We start from the raw sequence: 24,771 nt of genomic DNA on the forward strand, positions 1-24,771 counted from the left end.
TAACTTGTTGGTACGGCACGAAATTTAGCAAGGATCTTGCCAAAAATTGTATTTTTAGGATAAGTGATTGTTGATTAGTAGGTTACTTCGTCTTCGCTGCCTTGTGACATAGAGGTGGTTCCCTGGTATTATCATGACTTTAGGTTGATGGGAACAAACACAAAGCAGCTTTCCGGAAGCCAGAACTGGAGAAAATATTAAAATTAGGTATGTCAGTCAGTCTAATGAACAGGTGTCAGTAAAATGTCAGGCTTATTTGAAGTCAGAGGGGAAAGGTTGCTTTGCTGGGGGGTATTAAGCCGAATTATGCAGGCTTAAATCCTCGTTTAGCTGTAAGGCGGAAAAAATGAAGGAATAGACATCTTTTTTAAGATTTTTCCAACGAGGCAGATGAAGGAGGAGAAAGCATGCATGCCCAAATTTGGGCTATTATAATTTAAAGAAAATAAGTTTTAAAAAGCTGAAGTTAAGATGCTTGGACTTGGTTAATGAATTTTGAGGTGAATAATTCGGGTTAAATCCTCGTTTAGCTGTAAGGCGGAAAAAATGAAGGAATAGACATCTTTTTTAAGATTTTTCCAACGAGGCAGATGAAGGAGGAGAAAGCATGCATGCCCTAATTGAGGCTATCAAAAATAAAGGAAAATCACATGCAATAATTTGAAAATAAGTATTTTGAGTTGTTGGTTTAGTGAAATTAGCGGTGTGTGATGCGGATTAAGATAGAGATTTTAAGTAGTAGACACAGTCTCTTAGCATGGGAAATCCCGTTAAAGTGGGATGCTTGAATCGGCCTTTATTGATCATGCCAATTTTTTCCATCACGCGAATAGAGGGTTCATTGATTTTTGGGGCGACAGCAAAAATCTCTTTCAGTCCTAGTTGATTTTTCCCATATTCAAAACAAGCTTCCGCGCCTTCCGGAGCCAGCCCCATTCCCCAAAACTCTTTTTTTAGTCGCCAGCCAATATCAATGCAGGGAGTAAATGGGGCTTTATAGTGCTGATCGCTCAAGCCGATGAAACCAATAAATTCATTGCTTTCCAATAATTCCACTGCCCAGTAGCAGTATCCTTTTTCTTCCTGCTGCAAGTTCATTTTTTCCATGAATTGCCGACAATCCTTTTCATCAGGCAAGGTGGGAAAGTGTCGCATCACCTGTTCGTCCTGGTTCATTTGTAATAAAGAGGGGAGGTCATTGTCCTGCCAGGTTCTGAAACCTAATCTTTGGGTAGTGAAAATATAGGAGGCTTGTTTCAAAAGGTGATACGTTTTGGATCGAAAATATTCTTTTGGACGGAAAAAGGGATAGAAGCGATGTTATATAGATTTAATGTTTATGGCTGACTTCAGAAGCGCTGCCCAGAAATGCTTCATCTGTAAGGATTGCGTTTGACTAAATGGGACGAATTGTTGACTGAATACGACAAAAAGTCCTCATCTGCATAACTACCTTTGTAATCTTCCGTTTTGATCTTCATATTCGAATTTCGAACTACCCCAAAATATTAATAGAGGTCGGTAGTGGTTTAGCCCCCATATTTTCGGACTTTTTTGATTTTGCCTCTTGTGAGGTCTATTTTTCCATTATAAGTTTGTGTTAGCAAAGAACGATCGACGGCGATTAATTTACCGAAGGTTGTAATGAATTTGGAGTGTTGGGCCCATTCACATCCTCATTCAAATATCCCTCCCCATTTAGGGTCGGCATATTTGAGCAAAGAACTTCTCTCTGACTCATAATCCCCGAAAGTTGACTATGGGGTACTGTAAGTCTAAATTTCACCTTTCGCTCGTTTATTACTGTGCGTTCAATCAAATCATATTCCCACGCTTTCCAAAACAAATTGGGACTAAGATGAGCTATTGACCCATGTAATCTAACATTGTTATATTTTTCATAAAACACTTCTAACCTTTCTCTTAATTCCTCTAAGTTCCAAAATGGCTCTTGTCCCAAGCCCTTCTTAAGAATGCTATGAAAACTTTCAATATGGCCATTCTCCTGAGGCGTATAAGGATGTGTAAAGGTTTGATGAACACTATTTTCCCTTAAAAATTCTTGAACGCTTTTAGCGCTAAACTGAGATCCATTATCATTCCTTAATTCAACATGAAGATCCTGTTTCAATAAGTCATTTGGTTGCAAATAGTTCTCTATTACCCTCTCCCAGGCTTTAATAACCATTTTTTGATCCATTTGATAGCCAACCGACCAATCTAAAATTACTCTTGTAAATGTATCAATAATACTTAATATATAAGCATGACGCCTATGCTCTGTTACCCAAACCATTTTAATATCCATTTCTAAAACCTGCAATGGGCGTTCTGGGCATACACAGCGATATTTGACGTAATTTTTATCACTAACCTTTCTTTTTTCCTGCAGTAAATCTGCTTCCTTCATCAAACGGAAAACCTTTTTATGATTAATATTATATCCTTCAAGCTTCAATTGACTGGTCATCATACGATAACCATAATCAGTGATTGGATCTTCTTTTAAGCACTTAATTTGCCCTATTACATCCTCATTGGGCACTACCGAATGCCCCCTTTGGGTTGTAGTAGTGGCTTTTCTGCCTATATGTTTACGTTCTTTAGTAGGCTGGTAATAGTATTTGTGTTTTGTTATTTGGGCAATCAAAATAGCTTTATCTCGTTTTAGCCCCAGACCAGTGTATTTTCGTGCTATTTCCGCCCTTTCGTCTGAGGATATTTCTTTTTTAGCAGCTCATCCTTCATTTTGGATTCAAGCTCCTTTTCAGCGATGATTTCCTTTAATAGAGCATTCTCTTTCTCAAGACGCTTTATCTCCTTTAATTGAGGTATAGTCATCCCGCGAGTGAAACCTGCCTCTCCCATGGTTTCATATTTTTTCACCCAATTTTTATAGGTGGCTGGATAAACTCCATACTTACTTAGAGTTTCTTCTACTCCTCTTTCCTCGCATTCTTTTAGAATAGCTAGCTTCTCTTCCTTGGTTCGTGTTACTCTTTTCATCGGATTTCAAATATTGTAAAAAAAAATTTAAGTCCGACTATTTACGGGGCGGAATCAGTAGTTAAATGCATAAAATTTGGGTCTGGTAAATTTTTTCTGACCTAACCATTCTCGAAATCAGATTATGGAAGATCGTTTCTTTTGTTTGTGAGCGATTTAATCGGTAATTGAATTCACTTAAATACCGATCTACGTGCTTTTTGCTCACCCATGAAAAGGTTGTTCGAACCCAAGATTTTACCTGATGAATCATCGTGTGTAATGCTTTGAAATTCATCCCATTTTCACTTTTAATCTGGGTCAATGAATAATCTTCAGCAATTGGATCATACCCTCTCCATTCATCTGCTGTAACCTTTGCATTTGGTGATATATGACGATCAAAAATCTGCCTCAACTCCTTACTGGAATAGTCTTTTATTCTCATCGAATACATCCGTTTCACTTTTAAATCTTCCGTTAATTCAAGGGCACAAACAATCTTTTTCTTCTTTGTATGATAGCTGCGGCCTATTTTCCCATTTTCCTTTCCTCCAATCACAAATTCGTCAACGTGGACAGTACCCTGCATCGGATGTTGTTCACTTGATTTCATTGCCTCCCGAACTTTGTGCATAAACATTCTCGCCGTTTTTTCGGTGATTGAATACCTTTTAGCCATATATCTGGCAGAAAAACTCTTAGTCGATGTAGACATTTCGAAACAAATAAAAAATGCCTTTCTAATACCAAATTTAACTTTGTGAAAAAGTGTATTTGCCGTTGGTGATTCTGTATGGCTACATTTATTGCAGGTACGAGAGTGATTCTTCCGAACCTGACTTGCTCCATGGCCACATTTTCTACAAGTATAACCATGGTCCCATTTTTGTGCCGCTAAATATTCCTGGCACTCTAAGGCTGATTGGAATTTCGTTGTAAAGGCAATAAGATCCTGTCCCTTGAAAATTTTCATGATTGTATGGCTTTTACAGTTATAACAACCTATTTTAATATGTGTTTACCTACCGGCCTCTAAATATTAATATTGCCAGACTTCCGAACGAATTGCACTTTGCCTATATTAAACATGCAACTGCTAAATGTCTATATATGAGCAATATCGAAAATAATACGCTTTCCCAAATCAATCTGTTAGCCGAACGGATGAACGGTACTATCATCGGTCAGGGGCTAGTGGTTCGGAGGATCATCGCCTGTTTGCTGGCGGATGGTAATATGCTGTTGGAGGGGCTTCCAGGCTTGGCCAAAACCCGTGCAATTAACTCCTTGGCCCACTTCATGGATTTAGGATTGAGTAGGGTGCAGTTCACACCAGATTTGTTGCCTTCGGATGTTACCGGTACCGAAATTTATCAACCGGATGGAGAGGAAGCTTTTGTTTTCCAGCAAGGTCCTATTTTCAATAATCTGATTTTGGCGGATGAGATCAACAGGGCTCCGGCAAAAGTACAAGCCGCCTTATTGGAAGCCATGCAGGAGCGTCAGGTGACGGTAGCGGGTACAACGCATCAGTTACCAGCCCCTTTTTTCGTGATGGCCACTCAAAACCCGATTGAGCAGGAAGGGACTTATCCGCTACCGGAAGCACAGATGGACCGTTTTCTTTTACATGTGAATGTGGAATATCCAAGTCCGGAGGATGAGTTGAAAGTATTGCGCTTGGTGCGGTCGGAGTCTGCCCCGAAGAACAAGGTGAAAGTTGAAAAAATAGATCCTCAGGTGATTGCGGAAGCCCGAGCACAAATCAATGAAGTGCAGGTCGCTGAGAATATCGAAAAATATATTGTGGATATCATCATGGCTACACGTCAGCCTGAAAAGTACGATGAGGATCTGGCCCGTTGGATTGAAGTAGGTGCTTCACCACGGGCAACGATCGGCCTAGAAATTATGGGGCGTGTGAATGCCTGGATGGAAGGCCGTGATTTTGTAACCGTGGAGGACATTCGTGCTATAGCGCATGATGTCCTGAGACATCGCATCAGTCTTTCCTATGAGGCGAATGCGGATCGAAAGACCGGGAATGAAATTGTGGATTTACTGCTGCGAAAAGTAGCGGTTGCCTAATGGCTTTTTTAGGAACTTAAATCATTTCATATGAATTATCCGGAAGAGGTAGCCATAGGGGCAAATGCCCTTTTGAGAATGGAATATGCGGTGAATCAGGGAGACTTTCTACCTCCGAAACCGGTATTTTCATTGTTAGCAGGAAAGCATGCCTCCAAATTAAGGGGAAGAGGACTGGACTTTGAGGAAGTGCGTCGGTATGTGCCTGGAGATGATATCCGCCATATTGACTGGAAAGTTACCGCCCGCACAAAAGTGACGCACAGCAAGGTTTTTAATGAGGAAAAGGAACGTCCTGCCTTTGTGATTTGTGACCAGAGCAGTGCCATGTTTTTTGGTTCTGTTCGGTATACCAAATCCGTTATTGCTGCGCAGCTGGCGGCCATATCCGCTTTTAAAATATTAAAGCAGGGCGACAGAATCGGAGGAATTGTCTTTGATGATGACCAGATCGCTTATGTGCAACCCAAGCGAAACCGCAAATCACTGATGTATTTTTTGGATCAGATTGCAGCAAAGAATTTAGCTCTTCCAAAAAAAACGAGCCTTCAAAAAAATACGGCCATTCTGAACCAGGCTTTGTATCAGGCAGAGACCTCCGTAAGTAAGGATTTTGTAATCACCCTCATCACGGATATGAATTATGCCAATGAGGAGACTTACGCTCGATTGATTCGTTTGTCGCGTCATAATGATGTCATCATCGTCCATATTTCAGACCCTATGGATGAGGCGCTGAATGCTTCGGATATGGTAATTACCGATGGTAAAAAGCAATTACTTTGGGATGGGAACCGAAAAAATGCGGGTAAAAAATATGCATCAAAACAATCCGTATTGTCCGAGAGCCTGGAAAAAATGGAACGTTATGGCATGCCGGTATTGACCCTTAATACTATTGATAGCCTGGAAAAGCAGTTGAATGAAATATTGACGGAAAGGAGAGGGCGATGAGTGTCAGTCAGACTGAAATAGAAATCGGACATCTGATTAAACCTGAGGCTGTACAACAGGATTTTTCTACTCCTGGCTGGCTGGTACTTTTTGGGGCAATGGGTTTATTAGCCCTGTGGCTGATAATAAGGATGGTGCGCCGATATTGGAAAAATCGGTATCGCCGGGAGGCCTTACAAGCTCTTGGCCACATAGAAAGCCGGTTTCGGCAGGGAGGTAATGGTCCTGAGGCCATTCAAAATACCAATCGGTTATTAAAACAGGTGGCCATTACGGCATATGGCCGGGGCTTGGTGGCCCCATTATTTGGACCGGAATGGTTAAGTTTTTTAAACCAGAAAATGAGCAATCAAGTGTTCCCGGAGCAGGAAACCTTATCCCTTTTCAATTTTCATATTTACCAAAAGGAGGTTTCAAGCCAGACAAAGCCTTTAGTGGCTGCCTTTATTCAACAATCAAAAAAGTGGATTCATGGACATGAACTTTGAAATAGCATACCCCTGGCTCTTCTTTTTATTGCCCTTACCGCTGTTGGTTTATGCGCTACTGCCCCCCTTAAAGAAGAGAAAGACGGCATTGAAAGGCGCCTTCTTTTTTCGTTCCGCAGAGGCGATGGGCGTAAAACCACAAGACAGTGCCTGGATTTCGAAAAGAAATATGGTACAATGGTTTGGACTGGCGGTTTCCTGGGTGGGCATTTTGATCGCCGCTAGTAATCCAAAATTGGTTGGGCAGCCGGACATGAAAGTGAAAACTTCCCGGAGCTTTCTGGTAGTGGCAGATATTTCTTTCAGTATGGATACCCGCGATTGGGCCGGAACGGATGGGAAAATGTACACGCGTTGGGAGGGGGTAAAGCAGGTATTGGGAGACTTTATTGAAAAGCGAAAAGGGGATCGTTTGGGACTAGTTTTCTTCGGATCCAATGCCTATTTGCAGGCACCATTGACGACTGATACCGAGATTATTAATTGGTTACTGTCACAGGCAGAAGTGAGCATGGCCGGGCAGATGACAGCCATAGGCAAAGCGATTGGCTTCTCTCATGAATTACTACAAGCCGATTCTCTGGAGCATAAAGTGATGTTATTATTAACCGATGGTGCCGATAGTGGGGGCGGAATTTCTCCCTTGGATGTGGCCACAGCTGCGGCCAAAGACAGTGTTACAATTTACACTTTGGGTATTGGTGATCCGAACGCGCCGAGTGCTGATCTGGATGAGGCGACGCTTAAAGCAATCGCAGAACAAACAGGTGGTCAATATTTCCTGGCGATGGATGAACAGCAATTGGCACAAGTATATGAAACACTGAATGAGTTGGAGCCTATGGAGTATGAGCAGGAGGAATACCGACCGGAGCAGTTGCTATTCATTTACCCATTGGCCTTTAGTTTAATCTCTGCTTTGGTATTAACAATGATCGTTACCCTTTTTAAATTTATTCGAAGATAAGATGGAGCAGATCAAAAACTGGATCATAACATTTCCCTGGGAGCAATTCCACCTGCTTCGTCCACAATGGCTGTGGCTTTTCCTACCTGCTTTTTTGGTGTTTTTGGCCTTATTGTTTTTGAACCGTGAAAGCGATAAGTGGAAGCAAGTAGTGGCGCCGCATTTGCAGCATTTCATGTTTTCTAAAGGGAAAAAATGGGCGTCCCTATTACCGATTTTGGGATTCTTACTTACCATGATGCTTGGCATATTTGCCCTGGCCGGTCCGGCTTGGGAGAAAGTAGAGGTGCCCGGCAGTAAGACCAAGGCCGTGACCTTAATCGCCCTGGACATGTCCCGATCCATGTTGGTGGAGGACCTGTCGCCTAACCGTTTGGAAAGGGCCAAGCTGAAAATTCATGATTATCTGGAATCCTCTCCGGGTGCCAATACCGGCATGTTGGTGTATGCCGGAACACCCCACATCATTCTACCTCCCTGCTCGGATTATAAAATTCTGGAAAAGCAGATTGAGAACTTGAGTGTTGATGTGATGCCTGTGCCCGGGACGAATATAGAATTGATGTTGGCCCTGGCCGATACGGTTTTTAAAAATGTGCAGGCGCCTTCCACCCTGATGATCGTCACCGATGAACTCGAGGAGAACGAAGGGGAATTATTAAAAAAATGGGTCAATGGAAACATTCATAAGATCGAAATATTGCCGGTTGCCACCTCTAAAGGTGGAGCCGTTCCGGGTTATCGGAAGGGAACGATTTTAAAAGATAAACAAAGAAAAGAAGTTTTTTCGGCCAGCTCAGTGTCGCTGTTTAATCAGTTGGGCATGCATGAAGGGATCACCGTAAATGCCTTAACTTTGGATCCTTCTGATGTGGAAGCCATGGCCAAAAGACAGCGGGAAAGCTTAGAGTTTCAACTGGATGATACCGAGAGTGAAGACGAATGGATCGATCAGGGCTATTGGTTATGTTTGCCTTTGCTGCTATTGCTTTTGTTTTGGTTTCGCAGAGGTTGGGTGTTACAATGGTGCTGGGTTTTCGTATTCTTATTTTCCTCCTGTAGTCCGGATAGCCAATATGCTGATTGGTGGTACAGTCAAGATTATCAGGCACAATATAAAGAGCAGCAGGGAGCACTGGAAGAGGCTGTTGAACAATATGAGGAAATGGCACATAAGGCAGCAGTCTATTTTCAAATGGGCGATTATGAATCTGCAGCCACGCTTTATGCCATGGACAGTACCGTCACAGGAAAATACAATCTGGCTTTGACTTATTCTAAAATGGGGCGCTATCAGCAGGCGCGTGATGCTTTTCAACAAGCCTTGGAACTCAATCCGGATTTGGCCGGGGCAGAAGAGGCATTGGCCCGCACGCAGCAGGTGATGTACCAGATTGACTCCCTGAATGCGGCCTTGGAAAAACAGGGAATCGTTCCGCAGGTCGATGGTTTGGGAGAGCTTCAGGAAAGAGCGCCGCAGACGGAGGATGAGGAGTTGACTTCCGATACGGAAGTAGACGAGTTGCCCGGGGAAGGAGATCGGATTACGGATGAGGTCGAGACGGAAATGCGGAAAGCCGAGGAAGCGGATAATCCGGAGGATTTGCCTCAGGATGGGGAAGAAATTCAGCTGGATCCTTCACAGATATTATTAAAAGAGGTGTCAGACGATCCCTCGGAGTTTTTGAAAAGGCGTTTTGAATATCAAAAAATTCATGATTATCCTCATGTAAAAGCAGGAGAAAAGGTATGGTAGGAAAGATGAAGAAATTTAGCGTGTTCGTCCTTTTGTTCCTCTGGACATTAGTGCCTTCTTATGCACAACAAATTGATGCCTTTGCGACTTTGACGCTGAGCAGGAAAACTACCTATGCACAGCAACCGGTTCGGGCAAAGGTGACCGTTTATACCGCCACCTGGTTTACCGATCCATTGGATATTCAGCCCATACAAATTGAAAATGGTTTTGCCGTTCCCTTTTTTAGGGCTGTTCCGGGTATTTTCCATATCAATGGTAAGCAATATTCCGGTTTGGAATTTTATTATCAGATTTTTCCTTTAGCGGAAGGAGCATTGCAAATTCCGGATATTCAAATTAAAACTGCCAGTCCGCCTGTGGGTGATTATAAAGGCAAGCCGATCACAATTACAGCCAAAGGGAAGGTGATTAAAATTAAGGAAACACCGGCTGGCCTGGGAGAGAATTGGTTTGTCGCTAATCGGGTGCAGCTTTCGGAGCAATATGATCAGCCCTTGCTTAAATTGAAGCAGGGAGATGTGGTGGAGCGCAAAGTGAAAGTCTATGCGCAGGGCACGCTTCCGATTTTTATTCCGGAGACGAAATTTCCCAAGGAGGATTTTGCCACGGTATATCCAAAATCAGGGACCACCAAGGATGAAAGAGATGATGAATCCGTGAATGGTTCCCGCACGGATCGGGCATTATATCTTTTTGATCGCCAAGGGGAATTTCTGATTCATGGCATAGAAATTTCCTATTGGAATCCTTTGCTTCAGCGGGTGCAGCATTATAAAACCAAAGATCAGAAGGTAGTGGTGGCAGCAAATCCGGATTTGGGGATGGTGGCCAGCATCAAAGACTCTCTGCAGGCGGCGAATGCAACTTTTGTTGATGCGGCGCCAAAGGAACATTTATGGTTTGGTTATCAGCCCTGGAAGGTCTTGGTGGCTGGTCTGTTGTTGGTAGTATTACTCTCAAAGGCAATCAAAATTCTCCGAAAATGGAGGGAGAAAATAAGGGCTCATTGGCTTCAATATAAGCGTTCGGAACCTTATTTACTCCGACAAATCAAGGCAGGGCATTCGGTCAAAGCTTTTCAGTCAGAAGTATATGAATGGCTGAATGTTTTTGGGCAGGGAGCGTATTGTGGCTTGAGGGACTTCTTTGGGCAGACGGATGCTGATCAGGAAATATTGAGAGAATTTGAAAAGAATAAGGCTTCTAAAAGTCAACGAAAACGATTACTTCAAGCGATAAAAAGAAGACGGAAGGCATTGCTCGTACACCAAAAACAAAGAGGGCGATTGGGGGTTTTAAAGCCTTTCAATCCATAAAGTTGACCGTAAATCACTTATTATATTTGCATCGTGTAATTTCCTATATCTAATGGTGAATCATCCGGGTTAACACGCCTTGGTGAAAAAATCAGAATAATGAGGGAAAATAGGGTTGCCCTCCTACCTTATTACCCTATAATTTTTGATTAAAAGCGTAATTCAGCGCGTTAAAATTAGGGGCTCAAAAGATTTTTTGCCAACTTCCAAAAAGTTTAAATTTTTATAGTTCCTTTTGCCTTTATTAATGATGAAGTTTTTTGAAAATAGCTTTAATCGACCTAATGAATGGTTCCGATATTTATTGACCTGCCTGTTGAGTTTTGTGGTTTTTGCCCAGATTCTTGGGGGAATTCCTCTAATGATTCTTATTGGAGTGAAGTCCGCAAATCAGGGTGGAGTGATGACGGATCCTTTGAATTTTGAAGCTTATGGCGTTTCAAGTACCCTGGGCTTGGGCATTATGCTATTTTCTTTTGTGATGGGTTTGTTTGGTTTATGGTTATTTTTCAAAGTTTTTCATAAAAAGCCCTTTAACGACCTATTCAATGGACAGGGCACTTTCCGATGGAAAAGGTTTTTTTATGCTGTAGGGATTTGGGGAGGCCTCATGTTAGTCTATTTAGTTGGACAATTGCTCATCACGCCGGAAGCTTTCCATTGGCAATTTGACTGGCGCCAGTTTTATCCATTACTGATCGTTTCGGTCATCTTAATTCCACTCCAAACGTCCTATGAAGAATTGTTATTTCGCGGATATTTAGCTCAGGGTGTAGGGGTTTGGACCAGGAACAGATGGCTGGTGGTGATCATCCCGGCTGCCATATTTGCTTTGATGCATATTATGAATCCGGAAGTAGAAGCTTACGGCTTTTGGCTGACGATGCCACAATATTTGTTTTTCGGACTTTTATTCGGAATCTGTACCGTTCTGGACGATGGCCTGGAAGTTTGTCTCGGTGCTCATGCTATTAATAATGTTTTCTTGTCCTTATTCGTGACTTCTGAGGAGTCGGTGTTTAAGACCCATTCTGTCCTCAAGCAGGTGGAAATTGATCCAGTGATGGAATTAATCAGTCTGTTGGTTTTGGGTACGCTTTTCTTTTTTATCATGTACAAACTATTGGGCTGGAAATGGAAGGTGATGAATGATAAAATCGCCCCGACCACTTTGTCTAATCAACCTTTTATGGAAATTAATCAGGATCATTAAGCCGGATGGTTTAGGCCTGAGGAGGATGCGCATCGCTTTCTCATAAAACTACGAATGGTTAAATACAGGAAGACCCAGTTCCAATTGATGTTCTTTTTGATTTGAGTGCTTTCTCTTACCAGGGCGACTATCTTTACCTAAATTATTCATCGTTAAACTCATTAATCTGACTCCAATAGCCGATTTCAATCTTTTATAGTTGTTTTTGTTTGGTGCTAATTAGCCCGAATTTGGGTGAGCTTGCTTCCCCCTCATGGATCTGCTTCGTAGGGAAAACTTGAAACAGGAAAATTCGTACATTTTTCCCAAGCTTTCAGCTAACCGAGGGTTTAAGTATGAATAATCCTGCTTAGCCCAACCTATTTCTTCAAACTATGAATAATGTCTTTTTCCTCCTGGGAGAGGAATGCCTCGCCAATGGAAAACCAAATCCCTGTTTTAAAATGGATGCTTAAGATATCGTTCAATAAGGGAGGAGATATGGTCTGAAAACCATACACCAGGGTGATGGCTTTTTCCTGTAGAATCGCACGGCATAGGGCCAAAACTTCCCTTTGTCTTTGATTGACTTTCGTACCATTTTCACCGGTATTGGTGGAGAGCGTCATCCATTCCTCCGGAGGTAAACAAAGCGTTTGAATGTTTTCCAATACCTCTCTGGTGTGGGATTTTATGGAATCCAAACGAGAATAGGTGATGGCTTCATAGACCGTTCTTCCGAGTAATGGGAAATCTGAAGAGGCGACGCCAATATTTTGACGAAGACCTTGGGCAGCATAGTCCGCTATGGCCTTTTCATTCAGACGTAATTTCAGATCATTTATCATTTGAATTTTCAGCAAATGCTTGGTGAACAGGAAGGGAGAAAGTCCGTTGGACAGACTTATCTGATTAATACCATTCTCCAGTTTAAGGTGCTGTCCTTGCGCTTTAAAATGCCATTCCAGTTGAATTGGATGGCTGGGGAAAGCAGCACCTTCAAGTCGTTTTTCTTCGGGGATATTTAAGATATCCTGAAGTTTTCTAAGTGAAATATGACCTAATTTGTAGACTGTTTCTAAGGCAAATAGTCTCCTGAATACGGGTAAAAGGGTAATGTAGAGTAGAATGAAGGAGATCAATGGACCGCCTCCGGTAGCCGCATCGGAGTCCGTGTTAATATAAAAAAGATAAAGGACCACCGTTAGGGCCGTATATTGAAAAAAGTGAATGTACCCTTTGTTTAACATCAGCCAGCTGTTGTAAGAGACGGCAGCTTTTTTGATTTGTCCGGATCGATTAGCATACTTTTCCTGTTCCACTTCCTGCTTGTTCATCATAATCACCGAAAGCATTCCATGAAGGGTTCTACTGACAAATGACAACTGTCCGGAAGTCTTATTCCTTTTGTCCAGAGAGTGGGATTCTACCTGTTTATTCAGGTAGCGAATAACAATTAAAGATAAGGCCGACATGATGAGAATCGCCAGCCCTCCTTCAAATTGTAACTGTAAAAGCCAATACATCCCTACCGTAAGGATGGAAAAGTCGATAGTGACCTCCAGGCTCCCCTTGAGGTATAAATTTTTCAGGCTTTGAATATCTCCCGAATAGCGAAGCAAATATTTTCCCACTCCCTTTTGATGGTAAATTTCCAGGGGCAAGGCCAACTGATGAGTAAAGAGTTGATCTTTGATACTTTTGATAAATAATTCCCCTTCTGCGCGCAGTAATTTTTGGTACCACCATTGGAATAGAAAACGAGCGCTCACCAGGATAAAAAAGAATAGGATAAACTTAGGTACGGTGTCCCACCAGATTTTGGGCAGGAAATCCAGAAAGCGAACGCGGTGCCCTTTGAAGTGAAACACCAATTGGTAATACTTTCCCACACTCACCGGAATAATGATGGTGAGTAAATTTGCAATAATCCCAAGGCCTACAATTTTGGCTGAAGTCCACTTTCGACTTAGCAAAAACTGTAGGCAGGGGTGTTTGAATAAAGATTTCATGATCAGGAATGAAAGAATGTGCCTGAACCTAGGCCGAATTATTCATAAATAAATCGTTTTTTAGCTGCCAGAGAGCAATATAGAGTTTGAGGCCTGATTTGCGTCTTTTCAAACAAGCAGTTTGATCAGGGGTACCAACAATGACTAAGGCTAACCTTTGGTAGTTTGCAATTGTGCTCCCTAAATTGCTCCCTTAATCGGGCCGTACTCCTTTTTGAATCATAGCAAGCGTAGTGGGTGAAGCAGTGAATTGTCCTTACAATAGACTTTAGAGTACAGAAATCCTTTGGGGAAGAATATGTGCCAATTTGTCCGGAGCCAGAAAATGATTAAGCTTCAGCACTGGAATATTGATGATTTCTTTCACTTCCTCAATTAATAACGGGCTGGAGGTGAATATCCCACTCAAAACAAAAGGAGGTAGTCCAACCGATTTCAATATTTCTACTCCGCTAAGAATGGCCAGGGAGTCATAACAAGACAGCATCACCCCATCTACTATATTCATGAATTCTTTACAGTTGATTAAGTTTTTGGTTTCTCTTTGGAGTAATCCGTCTGCGATTTCAATAACTACTGTATTGGGTTGCACCTCTTCTACCTGATTGAGCAGCGTTTCCAGGATGTTCAATATTTCTATGGTCTCGCACATATAAGTCGAAGGGTAGCCTAAATGAGAGAAATCCAAAGCCAAATCTGCGCCGGCATCTTCTACCAGCTTACGGTCTTTGTCGTAGGCAGTGCCGGTTAATTTGATGAAACCAATTCGCTGCCCCATATTTTTTAGACCTTTGGTTAAATAGGCAGCGGTGGTGGTTTTTCCGGAATCCATACTGGAGCCCAGGGAAAGGATCACTTTATAGGAGCGATGCTTTCTGGAATTGAATAAATAGGGTTGAGATTTGAAATAGCGCGTGTTAAGCACCTGGTCGGACGCTGGGTTCATCGCATAGCCAATCATTCTGACATCAGTACTTCCTACTTTACTAAATCTGGAATGTGCGGACTTTAAACTGCCAACCACTCCTCCTTGACCGAGAATTTGGTAAACCTCTTGCGGCTGGTCAGGAACATAGCCTTCAAACTGAGAAGTTGCATATCGATTCCCAAAGGTGGCCAGGATGTAATCCCCACAAACAGGCTTTCATTGACCCCATATTCATTTTGTAAAGCCGTATGTTTACCGATTTTAAGGATCTCAAAAAGCGCAACATCGCCCATTTCTGGCTGATACTCCTTGTTCAGGCCTTCATTTATATAATAATCTCCAATATGTCTGGTAATCAGACTTTTCTTCACTGGATTCATAAGTCAAGATTTTTGTACCGGGCGTACTCCCGATTGAGTTTAGAAATTCATATGCCCCTATGTTTAAGCACCCATATGTGAAAGGCACTTTGCTCCTGAAAGTTGACCTTCACCGGATGTACCTTTGGTTTTTTCTTTGAGATGTAAGTTTTGAATTATGTAGTGCAAAAATATACGGGCAAGAAGGGTGATCATTGGCCGAATAAAACTGAGGTGGACTCAGTCATTGGTTTTTGGGATGGCTCATGGAGTTCGTAGTATTTGGTTAAAATTCAACACCTGGTTTAGATTATATTTAGATTTAAATATAAATTTTTCACATATCGCCATTTGAATTATTTCTTTCAACAAACTGACTCCCTTGAGTTTATGTTTAGAGGTGGGCGGTTAAAATCCATTTTAAGTCATTTGATGGACAATTTTAGTAATACTTTTTTGGGAGGAAACAGGTGGAAAATTGGCTTTATTATAAGGGTTGTGCATCAGAATAGAATTTATCTAATTGTGATTTTCCTTTTTAAATGAAAGTCGAGGGGAGCCGGGAGTTTTTTGGGGGATTGGAGTTTTTTGTTTTTAAGGACGAAATGGAAAAGAACTCTCCAGTTGTAAGGGGTTGAGTATGAGTGGTAAGGTTTGTGTTCTTTCAGCAAAATTGCGTCTGATTTGTTTCGTTTAAAGGACAGCCCAAAGGTGATATTTTCTTCTTTTTTGAGGGATCAATCCTCCGCTTTAATACCTTTCATTGTTTGAAAAAAAAGACTAGATATGAACTTCAAGATGATCGTTTTTCTGTTTTGCTTACCCCTGATCTTATCCTGCTCTGTGGAGCAGCCAAAGCAGGAAGACCAGCTCAAAACACTTTTTCATAATACTTATAAGGTGTATCAGCTCATGCGTCATGAAAATGGACTGTATTATGATTACGTCCATACAGAGGGAGGGAAAGGTGCTGGCTCCTCCGCCAGTATTGGTATGGGGCTGGTGGCGATGTGTGTGGGCCATGAAATGGGCTGGGAGCCCAAAGCGGAGGAGCTCATTATTCAGACGCTTAAAAGTGTTTTGGGAGAGGGAGCCGAGGGGGTGGCTTTGGATCGGAATGCCGAAAACTGTTTTATTCATTTTTTTGATATTGAAACGGGTGCACCGGTAGGATCAAATTATAGTCCTATCGATACGGACATCATGATTGGAGGAGCCCTGTTTGCGAAGCAATATTTTTCTGATAATCCCACCATTGCTTACTATGCGGATAAAATGTACAGCATGGTGAATCATGATATTTTCATTGGGGATCCGGCCAAAGGAGAAATTGTATTAAACCTGACCAAGGAGGGAGTACCTTCTCCGGGAAGAACACTTCCTTATAATGAATATATGATGGTGGCCTGGCTGGCGATGAATCAGGAAGGAAATAATGGTCAGGCAGCGAAACTGTGGGAGCAATATTATGCCAAAACCAGCCAAATGCCGGCTACCACTTACACTTCAAAAAAAGGGGAGCAATTTCAGGTGTTAACGGATGTTCCAAATCATTTTACTTCGAATTTTACCTTCATGTTCAATTATCTTTTTGTGCATGATTTTTCAAATCAGGAACAGTATCAGGAAGCCATGCGGCAGGCAGCCCTGGCAGACCGAGCATGGTGGCACGATCGGACAGAATTGGAGGAAAAAGGAAAGCAAGACTACGAATGGGGGACCACTGCCGGAATGGGGCTAAAGTTGCGAAATGGGGAAATTCAGGAAGGTTATACAGTGGATCGTATTTGCCCAACCGAAAATATCAACACTCAATGGGATCAAAATATGGGAAGAAATGTAGCACCTTCTGCTTTGGCAGGCTATGCGCCGGTTCTACCGGATTTAGTACGAGCTGATTTATTGAAAATGCTGCAGGATGAACGTAAAATTGGTCAGATTACTTTGCCTAAAAAAGAGGGGATTTCCACCGGTGATGAAATGGTTTTATGGAAATACAGTTATTCAGACCTAAATTGGAAACCTAAAAAAATAGAAGGGGTTGATTATGCTTGTATGCTGATGGGGCTGGCTTCTTTACCGGAGTTTTTAGGGCCGGAATTTTTTAATCAACATAACAACTTTTTCGAATAATTATAATTCGAACAAGAAACCAAAACACCCCTCTCAGTGCGATTTCAGGGGTGTTTTTTTATTTAGAAAAACCGTTAGGTTTTATTTCATTAAGTGACATTTGTTACTGAAAATCAGTGGGTAATTTAGTATTTTCATGATACACCAAAGGGACTTTATCATGAAAACCATAGTGATAATTGGTGGGAATTTTTCAGGCTTTACCACCGCGCTGGAATTAAAGCGTAAATTAAAAAATCAAGCCCGGGTGATTGTCGTGGATAAGAGGGATTATTTTTTATTCATTCCTTCTTTAATATGGGTGCCATTTGGCCGTCGGAAAGTAGCCGATATCAAGGTAGACAGTGTTCAGGTTTTTAAAAAGTACGGGGTTGAGTTCGTGCATCAGGAGGTACTAAGTGTCGATCTTCAACAGCAACAGGTTCGACTCAAAGAAGGCTTTTTAGGATTTGACGAGCTCGTGATTGCTTCCGGACCAAAGGTGGACTTTGAGGTGGCCGATGGGCTGAGAGAATACGCGCATTATATCGGGACGCCAAAGGGGGCGGAAAAAATGGGCGAGGCTTTGGAGGCCTTTAAAGCGAATCCGGGTCCCATAGTAATTGGGGCAACACAATCTGCCGGATGTATGGGAGCAGCCTATGAGTTTTTATTCAATGTAGAAGAGTGGCTTCGTGCTCAGAAGATTCGGAAAAAAGTGGAGCTGTACTGGATTACCCCCGAGCATTATTTAGGACATTTTGGTATTGATGGCATTCCTTTGGGAGAATCTATGTTGAAAGGTTTTATGAAGATGTTCAATATCCATTATATCACCGAGGTAGGGGTAGAAAAAATGGAGCAGGAGAAGATCTATTTAACCAATGGACAGCAGTTGGATTATAAATTGGCCATGCTGATGCCTCCTTTTATCGGGGCAGATTATGTAAGGCAAAGCCCTGACCTAAAGGCCGCGCCGAATGGATTCATTCCCGTAAAGGAAAACTACCAGCATGAGGATTATGATTTTGTCTGGGCAGCCGGACTGGCCGTAAATGTCAAACCTCCTTTTAAGGCGGGAAAAGTGCCATTTAGTGTTCCAAAGACCGGTTATCCATCGGATGAAACGGGCAAAATTGTAGCAGAGAATATTTATAGAAAATTGTCAGGGAAGGGTAGTTTTATCAAAAAGCCCTGGGGTAAGATTCCTGCCCTCTGTGTGATGGATGCCGGTAAAAAAGAGGTGATCATTGTGGCCAACCATCTTTTTAAACCCAGGACATTTGCGGTCATGATCCCCAATGTGTTCTATGATGTGTTTAAGGTGTTGTTTGAGAAATATTTTTTGTGGAAAACCAAAAATGGATACGCCCACCTACCCTGATCCATTTTCAATGTTGTGAGGGTTATATTCATCCAATCCAAAGCCCTCAAAAAAAGTCCCCAATCATTGGGGACTTTACTTATTTCTTAAACTCGAATTATTTTAACCGGAATATTCATGCTTAAATCCTCGTTTAGCTGCCAGTTGGAAAAAATGAAGGAATTTTTGCTATTTCGAGTTTTTTCCAACGAAACAGATGAATAAGGAGAAAGCAAGCCTGCCCATATTTGGGCTATCAGAAATTCAGCAGACCCAATCGTAATGAATGGGCAGACAACTCCTTGTGGTAGGTTCTAAAGCTAGCGGTGAATAATCCGGCTTAAAAGTGCACTTTGTCCAGTACTTCTCCTTTTTTTCTTCTAAAGTTCCGAACGATCAATCGGTTAGATCGGTCATAGTTCAAATATCCCCATGCCCAGTTAATAAAGGTAACTACCCGGTTACGGAAGCCTACCAATAGCATCAGGTGAACAAACATCCAGGCAAACCAGGCCATGGTGCCGGAAAATTTCCAAAAGGGCAAATCAACCACGGCGCGGTTCCGGCCAATGGTGGCCATCGTGCCCTTGTCTTTATATTTGAAGGGCTTCAAGCTTTTACCCTTGGCCAATCGGTTAAAGTTCTTGGCCAAATAGGAACCTTGTTGCATGGCCACGGATCCTAGCATAGGCAGTCCGCGGTTATATTTTTCCGTTTGCATCAAAGCGACATCTCCCATCGCCCAAATATCCTGGCTATCTTTTACCTGACAGTTTTCATCGACGATAATGCGGTTTCCGGCTCCTATTTTTTCGGCTTGAATGCCCTCTACCGGAGCGCCCATTACCCCGGCGGCCCATATTAGGGTTTCAGCAGGAATTTCCCGGTCAGCAGTGGTGACGGTTTTGCCATCATAATCTTTCACCAGAGTGTCCACCCAAAGGTTAACCCCCATACCTTCTAAGAATTTCAGGGCTTTTTGAGAGGCTTGCTTGCTCATGGCAGCCAGTAAGCTTGGGGCAGCCTCTATCAGGTGAATCTCCATATCCCGAAGGTCCAGGTCCGGATAGTCCGTGGGCAAAACGTGCAATTTTAGCTCAGCCAACGCACCGGCTAATTCAACACCTGTCGGGCCTCCGCCCACAATCACAAATGTCATCAATCGCTTTTGCTCGGCAACATCCTGGGCGTATAATGCCTTTTCGAAATTCTGGAGAATCATGCTGCGTAAATCCAGCGATTGCGTCAGGCTCTTCATCGGCATGGCATTGGCTTCTACATTTTTCATTCCAAAATAATTGGAACGGGCGCCGGTAGCCATCACCAAATGGTCATATCTCAAATCTCCAATAGAGGTGCGGACAATTTTTTGCTCTTCATTTACCTCCTGAATTTCTGCCATTCTGAAATGGAATCGTTTCTTATTGGCGAAAGTTTTTCGAAGTGGGTAGGCAATGGAGTCGGGCTCTAACCCAGCGGTGGCCACTTGATAAAGAAGGGGTTGAAAGGTGTGGTAGTTGTGGCGGTCAAGCATAACGACCTGATAATGTTCAGTGTCGATGTTTTTGGCTAGGTTAAGTCCGGCAAATCCTCCGCCAAGAATCACGACTCGGGGCAGAGATATCTCTGGGATATTCATATTGATTGTTCTTAAAAAGGGTGTTTGTTTTGTCCCGCAATTTCTTTCTTTATTTGTTAATTAACAATACGACAGAAATAAATCCCCTTTTTAGCGCATTATAAATAATAGAATGGAGTCTTTTAGGACCTAGGGTTGTGCCTGTACTTCCAGAGCAGCCATAAATTGCTTAAAGTTCTGAACGTAACTTAGAATACCCGTCCAAATGCTTTCCTCCAGCATACTACTTCCGCCCATAAAATTGGGGGAATGTTATAAATGAAATTCAAACTGAAATTTTGTACCAAGGTTTCCTCATTACCTATGGGCTGGTAAAGTGTAATGATATAGGACTTCTCTGAAGTTTTATGTAATAGCACGCGCCCAAAATCATAATTCTCCTGCAAATAAACCTTGTTTGCCTTTTGGTTGAGCAATTGTAGAAATTTAAGCAATGTTTCGTCCTCTTTTGGGGTTTCCGGAAAGTTCAAACGGAACTTAAACTCAGGTTCCATGATCCCGCCATATAATTGAAAGTTTAAAGAGTCAATCTGGAGGATGGTATTGTTGGGCAATAAAGCCTGAATGGTGCCGGGGTCCGCCAGTAAATCCGGATTGATCTGCGCTATATTGGTGGGAATTTCAAATGCCACCCGGCTCAGTAAAATGTAATATTTCCCAGTATCTTTTTGAATTATCTGATCCCGATCCATTAACTGGATCAGTTGGCGGCTCAGGCTCTCTTCTTTAAAATTTTTCGGAAATATTACCTCTCCGTTCTTGTTGAACAATAACATTTTTCCCTGAACCCCATTGTTCAGCAGCCAATCGGTATCTGTAGCGAATTGGATAGAGTTTTCTTTTCTGAGTTTCGGGAAGTTTTCAGCATGACCCATTTCAACTATCAAAAGGCCAAGACTGATCAGGAATATAAGTCTGTTGAAAAAATTCATGAAAATCGCTTAGTTTCCAAACTGGATTATTTTTTGAAAAAACAACGCAAATTAGAGGCCTAATGCGCATCCGCCAATCAAATGATAAAAAAAAATCAAAAAAAAATCGGTCGGAATTTTACTTATAATGGGAGGTGGTAAAGGCTTGGGATTGAGTGTTATGCAAAAATCACCTCATTATCTTGCTGTTTTTTGCTAATAAGTCAGAAAATTAGCCGAATAACGGTAGTTGTTCTAAAAAGTTTCAATTTTAAAGGAATGATTCACATTATTTACTATTGTTTCAAAAAGTTAACAAGTCTGTTGTTTTCATAACAACCGTTTGTACCTGTGGCTATGAATGCCGTAATTCGCTTAAGTTTTCTACATAAATTACTCATGTAGGGAATAGGGGAGTTTCCCCATCAACAGTGCTTTTATTATTAGAAACATATCATCCAGCAATTCTATGCGTTTTGGAATTTTGAAGGAATTGACAGAGAAACGAGTGGCCATCACTCCTGACTTTGTCAAGAAATTAGTAGCTCAGAAACATGAAGTTGTTTTTGAGAAGGGCTGCGGAGCAAATTCAGCCCTGGCGGATGTACTTTTTGAGGAAGCAGGTGCTCAGGCATCTGATCGTACGGAAGTTCTTTCCTCTTCTGATGTCATTACCACTATTTTGCCATTGGCCACAGAGGAGATTTCCAATGTGAAAAAAGGAGCGGTATTGATCTCTCAATTTCAGCCATTTGCACAAGCAGAAGTTTGTGAAACTTTGGCGAATCATGGTCTTACAGGTTTCAGCCTGGATATGATCCCTCGCTCTACCATTGCACAGTCTATGGACGTATTGTCTTCCATGGCTTCGATTTCAGGCTATAAGGCGGTGCTGACCGCCGCTAATTATTTGCCACGTTATATGCCGATGTTATCCACTGCCGCTGGTACTATTCGCCCAGCCAAGATGTTGGTGTTGGGTGCCGGAGTAGCAGGTCTTCAGGCTATTGCTACTGGTCGTCGTTTGGGCGCAGTAGTGGAGGCTTTCGATACGCGCGCAGCAGCTAAGGAAGAGGTATTGTCTTTGGGAGCGAAGTTCGTGGAGGTTGAAGGTGCTACTGATGACAGAGGTGCCGGAGGTTATGCCGTAGAGCAAACCGAAGAGTACAAAAAACGTCAATCAGAATTGATTTTCGATAAAGTATCTAAAGCGGATATCGTGATCACCACTGCTCAGCTTCGTGGTCGTCCGGCTCCTCTTTTGGTTAACGAAGACATGTTGAAAGCCATGCCTGATGGGGCGGTTTGTGTGGATTTGGCCGCTACTACCGGAGGTAATGTGGCTTTCTCTAAGCATCGTGAGATTGTTAAGCAGCATGGAGTGACCATTATTGGTAATTCAGAGCTTTCTGATGATGTGGCAGAGCATGCTTCTCAGCTATTCAGCCGAAATGTAGAGAACTTCCTGAACGTATTCTTGTCAGAAGAAGGCCTTACCTATGATTTCGAAAATGAAATTATCGGGGATTCTTGTATTGTATACCAGGGCGAAGTGCGTTATGGCGCTCCTGCTTTGACTAAATAATTGAAACAGTATGGACGTAATATTAAACTTCATCGCTGAAAACTTGCCAATGATCACTATCCTGACTTTGGCAACTTTTGTAGGAATAGAGATTATCGCTAAGGTTCCTACTGTTTTGCACACTCCATTGATGTCCGGATCCAATGCGATTTCCGGGGTCGTGGTGATTGGTGCTATATTATTGATCCGGGATGCAAAACCGGATGAGTATTTGACTTTGATTATTGGCTTTTTGGGTATTGCATTAGCCATGATTAACGTGGTTGGTGGTTTTGCGGTGACCAACCGTATGTTGGAAATGTTCAAAAAGAAAAAGAAATAAGCGGACATTTTCATTACGCTTTTAAGAAATACAATAATGGAAAGACATATCACAGACTTTTTATACTTAATCAGTATTGTCGTTTTCATCTTCGGGATGAAAGGACTTTCCAGTCCGGCCACTGCACGTAAAGGAAACTTGACCGCTGCAGCAGGTATGGGATTGGCTATTTTAATCGCCTTGTTTTCCCCTGCAGAGGGAAGCTTTGATAACCATATTTGGATTATCGCAGGTATGGTTGTCGGTTCAGCTATCGGTTTGGTTTCTGCCAAGCGTGTAGCGATGACCAAAATGCCGGAGATGGTATCCCTTTTCAACGGTTTGGGTGGTGCTACCGCGATGTTGATCGGTTTTATCGAACTGAAGAATTACCAGCCAGCGGTAATCTCTACCGTTAAATCGTTATTGTCTAATGGTGAAGCAGCAAACTTGATGAACGGAGAGGTTTTCTCCTCCATTTTCGCTTTGATTATCGGTGCGGTTTCTTTCTCCGGTTCTTTGATCGCCTGGGGTAAATTGAATGGTTCTCTTCGCGACAATATCAAATTGCCAGCCCCTCAGATTGTGAACTTAGTGACTTTGACGGCTATCATTGCGCTATCGGTAATGATCATGAATGGGGAGGAAATGAACTTCGCCTTACTATTGATCCTGACTGTTCTAGGTTTATTCTATGGGGTAGCATTCGTTTCTCCAATTGGTGGTGGTGACATGCCGGTAGTGATTTCTCTTTTGAACTCTTTCACCGGAGTAGGTGCCGCAGTAGCCGGTTTGATTTACGGTAACAATATTATGATCATCGGTGGTATCCTGGTAGGTGCATCCGGTACCATTTTGACCGTATTGATGTGCGAGGCCATGAACCGTTCTTTGATTTCCGTGATCATTGGAGGTTTGGGTTCTTCGGGAAGCTCTTCCGGATCAGATCGCGAGGAAGTAGTAAAAGAAGCTACTCCTGCCGATTTGGCGATTCAATTGAAATATTCTGAGCGTGTAGTAATCGTTCCTGGTTACGGTTTGGCCGTAGCACAGGCGCAGCACGTTTGTCATGAATTGGAGCAGTCTTTGGAGGCTGAAGGTGTTGATGTAAAATATGCGATTCACCCGGTGGCTGGTCGTATGCCAGGTCACATGAACGTATTGTTGGCAGAGTCTGATGTAGACTATGACAAGTTGATGGAGCTGGAGCCTGCGAATGACGCCTTTAACAATACCGATGTTGTATTGGTAATTGGTGCGAATGACGTAGTAAACCCTGCAGCCAAAACGGATACGGGCTCTCCTATTTATGGAATGCCTATTTTGGACGTTGAACAAGCCAAAAACGTAATTGTATTTAAGCGTTCGATGAGCACAGGTTATGCCGGTATTCAGAACCCATTGTTCTTTGGTGAGCGTACCAAAATGCTTTTCGGTGATGCAAAAGCTTCTCTGGGCAAATTGAAAGAAGAATTAAACAATGCATAATTCGGGCAGCATCCGATAAAAATATAGAAAGCCGGAGGATTTCCCTTCGGCTTTTTTTATAATCGAAATTTGAGGGTCAGACGCCATAATTTCACATTGCAGCCTTTTTTAAGCCCGAAATATTCACTAAGTCAATTCAAAACACTCACAGCAAGCTATTACTATTTTTTGTTTTTAATAGCACGAATTTGGGTGGGCTTGCTTTCTCCTCCTTCAACTGCTTCGTTTGAAAAAACGCTAAATGTGGGACTATTTCTTCATTTTCCCGGCTTGCAGCTAATCGATCATAAAGGCTTGCATAATTCGTATAAAAGGCAAAAA

At 42.4% G+C, this 24,771-nt stretch carries 21 protein-coding genes; 12 read left to right on the forward strand and 9 right to left on the reverse strand.

Features of this window, described 5'->3' with window-relative positions; all coding sequences use genetic code 11:
* Positions 1–717 precede the first annotated feature (717 nt).
* The 4 genes from NG22_RS03055 to NG22_RS03070 all read right to left on the reverse strand — a co-directional run bounded on the left by NG22_RS03055 (position 718) and on the right by NG22_RS03070 (position 3,961).
* Positions 718–1,260: a GNAT family N-acetyltransferase gene (locus NG22_RS03055; RefSeq protein ID WP_053404354.1), complete on the reverse strand. Its 543-nt coding sequence runs from the start codon at positions 1,258–1,260 to the stop codon at positions 718–720.
* 364 nt (positions 1,261–1,624) lie between these two features.
* On the reverse strand, positions 1,625–2,722 hold the full coding sequence (locus NG22_RS03060) for an IS3 family transposase (protein WP_157600836.1): 1,098 nt from the start codon (positions 2,720–2,722) through the stop codon (positions 1,625–1,627).
* Positions 2,695–3,006: a transposase gene (locus NG22_RS03065; RefSeq protein ID WP_053404356.1), complete on the reverse strand. Its 312-nt coding sequence runs from the start codon at positions 3,004–3,006 to the stop codon at positions 2,695–2,697. Before NG22_RS03065 ends, NG22_RS03060 begins: the two co-directional genes overlap by 28 nt.
* A 61-nt stretch (positions 3,007–3,067) precedes the next feature.
* Positions 3,068–3,961 (reverse strand): IS1595 family transposase, encoded by an 894-nt coding sequence (locus tag NG22_RS03070; RefSeq protein ID WP_053404357.1) that lies wholly within the window; start codon positions 3,959–3,961, stop codon positions 3,068–3,070.
* 137 nt (positions 3,962–4,098) lie between these two features.
* Here NG22_RS03070 and NG22_RS03075 point away from each other — a divergent pair, with 137 nt between their 5' ends.
* The 7 genes from NG22_RS03075 (at position 4,099) to NG22_RS03100 (ending at position 11,773) form a co-directional block, all read left to right on the forward strand.
* Positions 4,099–5,076 (forward strand): MoxR family ATPase, encoded by a 978-nt coding sequence (locus NG22_RS03075; protein WP_053404358.1) that lies wholly within the window; start codon positions 4,099–4,101, stop codon positions 5,074–5,076.
* Between the two features lie 30 nt (positions 5,077–5,106).
* The gene (locus NG22_RS03080) at positions 5,107–6,030 is read left to right on the forward strand and encodes a DUF58 domain-containing protein (RefSeq protein WP_053404359.1); all 924 of its coding nucleotides are present in this window, start codon (positions 5,107–5,109) and stop codon (positions 6,028–6,030) included.
* Positions 6,027–6,518 (forward strand): DUF4381 domain-containing protein, encoded by a 492-nt coding sequence (locus NG22_RS17325; RefSeq protein WP_082305121.1) that lies wholly within the window; start codon positions 6,027–6,029, stop codon positions 6,516–6,518. The genes NG22_RS03080 and NG22_RS17325 overlap by 4 nt, the downstream gene beginning before the upstream one ends.
* Positions 6,508–7,485, forward strand: a complete 978-nt coding sequence (locus NG22_RS03085; protein WP_253275645.1) for a VWA domain-containing protein — start codon at positions 6,508–6,510, stop codon at positions 7,483–7,485. Before NG22_RS17325 ends, NG22_RS03085 begins: the two co-directional genes overlap by 11 nt.
* A 1-nt stretch (position 7,486) precedes the next feature.
* Positions 7,487–9,241: a VWA domain-containing protein gene (locus NG22_RS03090; RefSeq protein ID WP_053404361.1), complete on the forward strand. Its 1,755-nt coding sequence runs from the start codon at positions 7,487–7,489 to the stop codon at positions 9,239–9,241.
* Between the two features lie 5 nt (positions 9,242–9,246).
* Positions 9,247–10,560 (forward strand): BatD family protein, encoded by a 1,314-nt coding sequence (locus tag NG22_RS03095; RefSeq protein ID WP_172674310.1) that lies wholly within the window; start codon positions 9,247–9,249, stop codon positions 10,558–10,560.
* 247 nt (positions 10,561–10,807) lie between these two features.
* Positions 10,808–11,773 (forward strand): CPBP family intramembrane glutamic endopeptidase, encoded by a 966-nt coding sequence (locus NG22_RS03100; protein WP_053404363.1) that lies wholly within the window; start codon positions 10,808–10,810, stop codon positions 11,771–11,773.
* 359 nt (positions 11,774–12,132) lie between these two features.
* Here NG22_RS03100 and NG22_RS03105 read toward each other — a convergent pair whose 3' ends face one another.
* From NG22_RS03105 to NG22_RS03115, 3 genes are all read right to left on the reverse strand, one after another.
* Complete coding sequence (locus tag NG22_RS03105) at positions 12,133–13,764, reverse strand: ABC transporter ATP-binding protein (RefSeq protein ID WP_053404364.1); 1,632 nt, start codon at positions 13,762–13,764, stop codon at positions 12,133–12,135.
* Between the two features lie 268 nt (positions 13,765–14,032).
* A complete protein-coding gene (locus tag NG22_RS03110) occupies positions 14,033–14,710 on the reverse strand; it encodes a hypothetical protein (protein ID WP_157600837.1) in 678 nt (225 codons plus the stop codon).
* A 62-nt stretch (positions 14,711–14,772) separates the two neighbouring features.
* Entirely contained in the window at positions 14,773–15,072 is a 300-nt protein-coding gene (locus tag NG22_RS03115; RefSeq protein WP_053404366.1) for a hypothetical protein, read from the reverse strand.
* A 765-nt stretch (positions 15,073–15,837) separates the two neighbouring features.
* Between NG22_RS03115 and NG22_RS03125 the strand changes: the two genes are divergently transcribed.
* Together NG22_RS03125 and NG22_RS03130 are read left to right on the forward strand one after the other, a co-directional pair.
* Positions 15,838–17,184 (forward strand): hypothetical protein, encoded by a 1,347-nt coding sequence (locus tag NG22_RS03125; RefSeq protein WP_053404368.1) that lies wholly within the window; start codon positions 15,838–15,840, stop codon positions 17,182–17,184.
* A gap of 160 nt (positions 17,185–17,344) precedes the next feature.
* Positions 17,345–18,547, forward strand: coding sequence for an NAD(P)/FAD-dependent oxidoreductase (locus NG22_RS03130; RefSeq protein WP_053404369.1), 1,203 nt, complete (start codon positions 17,345–17,347; stop codon positions 18,545–18,547).
* Between the two features lie 319 nt (positions 18,548–18,866).
* On the opposite strand, the gene NG22_RS03135 is transcribed toward NG22_RS03130, so the two are convergent.
* On the reverse strand, positions 18,867–20,165 hold the full coding sequence (locus NG22_RS03135) for an NAD(P)/FAD-dependent oxidoreductase (protein ID WP_053404370.1): 1,299 nt from the start codon (positions 20,163–20,165) through the stop codon (positions 18,867–18,869).
* Between the two features lie 188 nt (positions 20,166–20,353).
* Positions 20,354–21,097 (reverse strand): hypothetical protein, encoded by a 744-nt coding sequence (locus NG22_RS03140; protein WP_157600838.1) that lies wholly within the window; start codon positions 21,095–21,097, stop codon positions 20,354–20,356.
* 448 nt (positions 21,098–21,545) lie between these two features.
* On the opposite strand from NG22_RS03140, the gene NG22_RS03145 reads away from it, so the two are divergent.
* From NG22_RS03145 to NG22_RS03155, 3 genes are read left to right on the forward strand one after another with little or no spacing between them, the layout of a single operon-like run.
* On the forward strand, positions 21,546–22,661 hold the full coding sequence (locus NG22_RS03145; RefSeq protein ID WP_053404372.1) for an NAD(P) transhydrogenase subunit alpha: 1,116 nt from the start codon (positions 21,546–21,548) through the stop codon (positions 22,659–22,661).
* A 10-nt stretch (positions 22,662–22,671) separates the two neighbouring features.
* Positions 22,672–22,983 carry an NAD(P) transhydrogenase subunit alpha gene (locus NG22_RS03150; protein ID WP_053404373.1) on the forward strand — a complete coding sequence of 104 codons (312 nt, stop codon included), beginning with the start codon at positions 22,672–22,674 and terminating at the stop codon, positions 22,981–22,983.
* A gap of 36 nt (positions 22,984–23,019) precedes the next feature.
* A complete protein-coding gene (locus NG22_RS03155) occupies positions 23,020–24,450 on the forward strand; it encodes an NAD(P)(+) transhydrogenase (Re/Si-specific) subunit beta (protein WP_053404374.1) in 1,431 nt (476 codons plus the stop codon).
* Positions 24,451–24,771 lie beyond the last annotated feature (321 nt).

The sequence above is a fragment of the Persicobacter sp. CCB-QB2 genome (assembly GCF_001274635.1).
Lineage (GTDB): Bacteria > Bacteroidota > Bacteroidia > Cytophagales > Cyclobacteriaceae > Persicobacter > Persicobacter diffluens.